The sequence below is a fragment of the Microbacterium sp. B24 genome, from assembly GCF_000333415.1.
GTDB lineage: Bacteria > Actinomycetota > Actinomycetes > Actinomycetales > Microbacteriaceae > Microbacterium.
In genome coordinates this window covers 1-449 of record NZ_BADB01000536.1, presented here as the reverse complement: position 1 = coordinate 449, position 449 = coordinate 1, and the positions used below count along the sequence as shown (strand labels likewise).

Sequence of the window (449 nt, the reverse complement as noted above, 5' to 3'; positions counted from 1 at the left end):
CGACGTCGTGGAGTTCCGCTTCAACGTCTGACCCGGGACGGATCAACCGCGACGACACCGCCGCTGCCGGTCTGCCCCGAGGGATGCGAAGAAACGTGCGTCGCCCGGCTGACCTCAAAGCTCTACAGTGAGCGCATGAACTCCGCCGCACCGGCGCCCGATGTCGGTCAGCCGCGCGCGGGAGTGACCTGGGCGCTCCTGGGCGGGTCCTTCCCGAACCTCGTGCAGTGGTACAACCTGTACGCCTTCGCGGTGTTCGCGCCGTTCTTCCGGACGGAGTTCTTCGACCCCTCCGACGGCGGTTCGCTGATCTACGTCTACGCGATCTTCGCGCTCACGTTCGTCATGCGTCCGATCGGATCGTGGATCTTCGGGCGTATCGCCGGGCGCCGCGGCCTGCGATTCACGCTCGTGTCGAGCGGACTCTAGAGGATCCCCGGGACCGAGCT

General features: G+C 66.6%; 1 protein-coding gene. It reads left to right on the top strand.

Translation table 11 applies throughout. The features are described from left to right. Positions 1 to 135 precede the first annotated feature (135 nt). Positions 136 to 429: a hypothetical protein gene (locus tag I5I_RS15775; protein WP_036322026.1), complete on the top strand. Its 294-nt coding sequence runs from the start codon at positions 136 to 138 to the stop codon at positions 427 to 429. Positions 430 to 449 lie beyond the last annotated feature (20 nt).

Bases quoted from the DNA above. Each gene is read 5' to 3' on its own strand.
- I5I_RS15775 (WP_036322026.1), top strand. From the start codon at position 136: ATGAACTCCGCCGCACCGGCGCCCGATGTCGGTCAGCCGCGCGCGGGA.